At 44.8% G+C, this 4,075-nt stretch carries 3 protein-coding genes; 1 reads left to right on the top strand and 2 read right to left on the bottom strand.

Translation table 11 applies throughout. The features are described from left to right. Positions 1 to 148: 148 nt before the first annotated feature. Together AB6F11_RS21305 and AB6F11_RS21300 are read right to left on the bottom strand one after the other, a co-directional pair. A complete protein-coding gene (locus AB6F11_RS21305; RefSeq protein ID WP_102393077.1) occupies positions 149 to 760 on the bottom strand; it encodes an OmpA family protein in 612 nt (203 codons plus the stop codon). Then, entirely contained in the window at positions 760 to 2,067 is a 1,308-nt protein-coding gene (locus AB6F11_RS21300; RefSeq protein WP_102393076.1) for a TolC family outer membrane protein, read from the bottom strand. The genes AB6F11_RS21305 and AB6F11_RS21300 overlap by 1 nt, the downstream gene beginning before the upstream one ends. A 302-nt stretch (positions 2,068 to 2,369) precedes the next feature. On the opposite strand from AB6F11_RS21300, the gene AB6F11_RS21295 reads away from it, so the two are divergent. Then, the coding region (locus tag AB6F11_RS21295) for a VCBS domain-containing protein (RefSeq protein WP_372163589.1) at positions 2,370 to 4,075 on the top strand (1,706 nt) is incomplete at its 3' end.

Genomic DNA, 4,075 nt, shown 5'->3' with positions numbered 1-4,075 from the left:
TTTGGACATAAAAAGACCCCCAATAATTGGTGTCCAACTATTGGGGGTCAGTTCAAACCCTATCACGGCTTTATTGATCTTATAACTAAGCTGCTGTTGTTCGACACTCGCTCTATGTCACATCTAGATCCACAGTGACAATGTCACGCTATTTTTCAAGCGTGGTAAATATGGTCCACTCCTCGACGATTTGTTCACTTAACCCTACCACCGTCGCTGTTACCTTACGGTTCAATGCGTGTGAAGTAGGGTCGTCGCCATCGCTTTCTAGGCGCTCTTCACCATAGCCGATAATTCGCACTCGCTCTGGTTCGATACCATTCGATAGTAACTCGTCTTGAACATTGTGTGCTCGTTTTTTTGATAGGTCTAAGTTGTACTCGTTAGAACCCACTTTACTCGCATAGCCTTGTATTTCAATCGAGGCACTTTTGTAGGTTTCAAGAAACTCTGCCATCGTGCTGATCTGGTCTGAGAAGATTGGGTTCACTTCAAATGAGTCATGAGCAAAGAGTATTTTTAGCTGTCTGACTTCTTCCGCACGAATCGTTTCGCCACAACCATCATTGTCGACTTGTGATGTCTCAGGCGTACCTGGACAGATATCACGAGCGTTCACCACACCATCTCTATCATCGTCTTGAAGGTCTGCAATCTGTTCTGCTTCAGGTGTCTCGATATAGGTCTCTTCCTGCTGGTTCGAACAGGCAAGTAAAGTCATCGTTAACACGGGAAGTAATAAGTAAGGTATTTTCATCATTAATACTCCACGGGCGTAGTCCACTCTTCTGGAATGTCGACCAGTAGAGCGTTCAATAGAGAGCCTGTCGCGTTCATTACACGGTATTTAGCGTACTGTTCAGAGTAATGCGCATCTAAGTAATCTTTGCGGGCTTCAAACAATTCGTTTTCAGTGTTAAGCAGATCAAGTAGCGTACGTTTGCCGATTCGATATTGTTTCTCATAAGCGATAACGGTTTCTGACGCCGAATCCACGTGATCAGACAAGAAGTTCTTTTGTTGTAACGTCAGATCCAATGCACTCCAAGAGAGGCGAAGACCTTCTTCCACTTGTCGATAAGCGCGATCTCTCAGATCTTTTGCTTTGTTCAATTGGTATGCCGCAGCTTCTGAATTAGCACTGTCTGTTCCACCGTTGTACAAGTTATATCGCATGCGTAGCATCGCGAGGGTCTCTTGACTTGAGCCTTCATCGCCACCTGCATCATCACGCCACGACTGAGAAGCCTCGATGGAGAAGGTAGGGTAGTTCACGCCCTTTGATTGTTTGTATTGGAAGTGGGCTGAATCGACATCTGCGTTTGCAACTTTGATCACTGGGTGTTGGTCTAATGCATCAACAATGGCGTCAGTTAACGACAAAGGAATTTTAGAAATATCGGCTCTTGGGTAAATTAAGCCTAGGGGTTCTTGACCCACCACTCGTCTAAACTGGGTGTGGGTATCGATCAAATTATTCTGTGCGGCCAACAAATTACCATGAGCCTTCGCAATCCTAGCTTCTACCTGCGATACATCAGCTGTCGAACCTATGCCTGAATTCGCTCGTTTCTTTATGTCTTTATAGATTTTCTTGTGTATTGAAAGATTACTTTCTGACAGTGCCAGCACTTCAGTGGCTTTCACTGCATCTAGATAGATTTGTGTTACCTCCAGCGCTTTGTCTTCGGCATCCGCGATCAATTGCAAACGTACCGACTCGGCTTCTGCGGCGGTACGATCAATGTCGTTCAGCGTAGCGGAACCATCCCACAGCAATTGAGTGAGGGAAATCGTCGCTTCCTTTCTTGTGAGATCGGTATCGGGGCCGTTATTTGGTGCAGGGTTTATGCCTTCGTAACCAATACCAGCATCAAGGTCGATACTCGGCCTATAAGCACCACCTGCGGCATCGTTTCGTTTTTGTACACTCACAAACTCATTAAAAATACTTTTTATCTCAGGATTCGTCGCCAAGGTAATGGCAACAGCCTGTTCTAAAGTCTGAGCAGAGAGTGGGGTTGCAATAGCTAAGCAACAGATGATGGGTAATTTAAACAGTCTCAAAGTAGGTCTCCTTCTACTTTTAAAAGCTCCCGCCTCCTCCCAACTAGCGTTTAACTACTTTAATTGAGAAGGGTATTAAACGAAGCTTAGGACATCTGCTAGAAATTGCTAAGTTTGTTGGTTTTTTTTTGAATGTAAGTCGCTATTGCTATTGACTAATTTTCAAAGTGCTTTAACTGAACTACTTTAGTGAGTTGATTATCAATAGTGCCACTACTAAATTTATTGTAGGAAATAGCCACAGCGCAGAGTGGGATTGAATCCGCGTTTGGCGTGTTCTGGGCAGAAGTGGGAATATGGATATGGGAAATATCAACCTAAATATACTAGGTCTTGCTAGCGGGAGTGTAGTGCTCGACGCTCAAGGCCAGGTTAGACGTTTGTCTCCGGGCAAACAACCAGCCGCTAGCGACGTAATTATCAGTTTTGATACTAGTGAAGAGAGTTTACCAAGTGTTTCTGCACGTTTTGTAGATAACCAGGGCCAACAAAATCTGCTAGATACTGATGACGCGATCGCTCAAGTTCAGCGTGCTATTGAAGAGGGATTTGATCCAACGGAACTAGGAGATGAGTTTGATACTGCCGCTGGTGAGGAAGGTTCTAGTTTGACCAACAGCGGTAGGATTGAACGTACTGGGGCTGAAACTCAAGCTGCCACAAATTTTGAAACTGACGGGTTTGAGTCTCAAGGTCTGTCGGAAACTCAAAGTCTTGCTCTTTTTGATATTATCGCCTTTGCGCTTATTTCAGGTGAAACTAATGTTATTGAGTTTGAGCAGGATGAACCTATTGAAACTGGGGGCGCTTTAACGAGTGAAGACCCAGACGTTACCTTTATTGTTAAAGAGGTCGCTGGGGATAATGATCTCGGTACTTTTGTTGTAAACGAAGATGGTACTTGGACCTTCGTGGCCAACAGTCCTTATGATGAGCTTGCGGATGGTGAGCAAATTCAAGACTCGACGACAGTACAAACCTCCGATGGAGGCGAACAAGTCATTACAGTAACGATAATTGGTACTGATGATGTAGCTGTGGCTACTGATGACTCGGGCAGTGTGACTGAGGACATTGATGTAGATGAAATCACCAATCAATTAGTGACATCCGGTCAGATTGTGATTACAGATGTAGACAGCGACACTCCTACTTTTTCAGCTGACGGTGAGTTTAACCTCGTAGGTTCAACAAACGAATCACAGCTAGGTGTATTGAGCATCGACCCTGATGGTGCTTGGACTTACGTAGTTAACAACGATGACGTTCAGTACTTGGATGACGATGAGTTCGTTACTGAAGTTTATACTGTGACAGCAAGTGACGGTACTACGAGTGAGGTGATCATCACTATTAACGGTGCCGATGACCCATCTGATATAACCGTAGGTGAAGGTGATTCAGACACTGGTGAAGTGACTGAGGATGTTAATGTTGACCAAGAGAGCAACAACTTAATTACTTCTGGGACACTAACGATCACCGATGTTGACGATAACGACGTCGCTGCTTTTCAACCAAACGGTGTGTTTAATCCAGAAGGCTCAACCAATGATACCGCGTTGGGTATGTTGACCATTACCGACGATGGTGAATGGACGTACGTTGTAGATAACGATGAAGTGCAATATCTTGATGACGATGAGTTCGTTACCGAGGTTTATACAGTTACTGCGATTGACGGAACCACAAGTGAAGTGACCATCACCATCAACGGTGCCGATGATCCGTCAGAGATTACTGTTGGTGAAGGTGATTCTGACATGGGTGAAGTGACGGAAGATGTCGATGTCGATCCTGAAAGCAATGACTTGATGGCGACAGGAACATTGACGATCACTGATGTTGATGCCAATGATGTCGCTGCTTTTGAACCCAACGGAACGTTTAATCCGGAAGGTTCGACCAATGATACCGCGTTGGGTATGTTGACCATAACCGATGATGGAGCATGGACTTACGTCGTAGACAACGACGATGTGCAATATCTTGATGACGATGAATTCGT

Origin of the sequence: Vibrio sp. 10N.247.311.14 (genome assembly GCF_041467715.1) — a bacterium.
Taxonomy (GTDB): Bacteria; Pseudomonadota; Gammaproteobacteria; order Enterobacterales; family Vibrionaceae; genus Vibrio; species Vibrio crassostreae_C.
Note: the sequence above shows the minus strand (reverse complement) of the source record. Positions and strands in the feature narration are given on the sequence as shown.